Source organism: Nocardia sp. BSTN01 (genome assembly GCF_015354405.1).
Classification (GTDB): domain Bacteria; phylum Actinomycetota; class Actinomycetes; order Mycobacteriales; family Mycobacteriaceae; genus Nocardia.
The window spans coordinates 1-1070 of sequence record NZ_JADKYP010000155.1 but is presented as its reverse complement, the minus strand read 5'-3'; the positions used below and the strand labels follow the sequence as shown (position 1 = coordinate 1070).

The following is a 1070-nucleotide window of genomic DNA, read 5'->3' as shown; positions in this document are numbered from 1 at the left end:
TGAACCGTCACGAGTTTGGGACCGCTTCCAGTCTTGTGGAAGATGGTTCCCATCATGTCGAAGCGTTACCCGCCTGAGGTTCGTGAGAAGGCCGTGCGTCTGGTCTTGGAACGACTCGATGAGTTCGAGTCCCCGTATGCTGCCGCTCGTGCGATCGGCCCGCTGGTGGACGTGCATTACGAGACATTGCGGGTATGGGTGAAAAAAGCCCTCGCGCAAGGCTCCCGACCGGGCGCGAAGGCCGGAACCGAGCTGTCGTCGGCTGAGCGTGACGAGCTGGCACGACTGCGGAAAGAAGTGCGAGACCTCAAGCAGTCCAACGAGATACTGAAGTTGGCCTCAGCTTTCTTCGCGCGGGAACTCGACCCGCGACACCACTGATCGTCGGGTTCATCGACGAATACCGCCAGGCCTACGGCGTCGAGTCGATCTGCCGCGCGCTCGCCGCGCACGGAATCCAGATCGCGCCACGGACCTACCGCAAAGCCCGCCGCCGACCACCGTCGGCCCGTGACATCGCAGATGCGCACGTGGAGAACGCATTACGCGACCTGGCCGGCCAGCCGGAGGAAATGTACGGGCGGCGGAAAATGACCCGCTACCTGCGGCGGAAAGGCCACGACGTGGCATTCTGCACAGTGGACCGGATCATGCGCGAGCTCGGAATGAACGGCATCGTGCGAGGCCGCAAGCTGCGCACCACGATCCCTGCCAGGGATGGGATACGCGCCGGGGACAGGCTCAACCGCGACTTCACCGCCGCCGCACCCAACCGCGTGTGGGTCGCCGATTTCACCTACGTCTCCACCTGGACCGGATGGGCATATGTGGCGTTCGTGTTCGACGCCTACTCCCGCGCCATCGTCGGCTGGACCACCGCCGCCACGAAAGCCACCGCATTGGTATCCAAAGCGCTCAACATGGCCGTGTGGCGGCGTGACCATTACGGGCATCCGATCGAGCCCGGCCTGATCCACCACTCCGATGCCGGGTCGCAATACACCACGGTGAAATTCACCGAATCACTTGCCCTGCAAGGACTCTCGGCATCGATAGGTTCGGTTGGAGAT

At 63.2% G+C, this 1070-nt stretch carries 2 protein-coding genes and 1 other annotated feature; both genes read left to right on the top strand.

What is annotated here, in order from left to right:
- Positions 1-54 precede the first annotated feature (54 nt).
- Positions 55-381 carry a transposase gene (locus IRT45_RS36275; RefSeq protein ID WP_194810256.1) on the top strand — a complete coding sequence of 109 codons (327 nt, stop codon included), beginning with the start codon at positions 55-57 and terminating at the stop codon, positions 379-381.
- Positions 342-470: a sequence feature (AL1L pseudoknot), on the top strand. It overlaps the preceding gene by 40 nt.
- The coding region (locus IRT45_RS36270; protein ID WP_194810257.1) for an IS3 family transposase at positions 378-1070 on the top strand (693 nt) is incomplete at its 3' end. (Overlaps the previous feature by 93 nt.) The genes IRT45_RS36275 and IRT45_RS36270, both read left to right, overlap by 4 nt.

Excerpts from the sequence above, each read along its gene's own strand:
- IRT45_RS36275 (WP_194810256.1), top strand. The coding sequence starts at position 55 with ATGTCGAAGCGTTACCCGCCTGAGGTTCGTGAGAAGGCCGTGCGTCTG.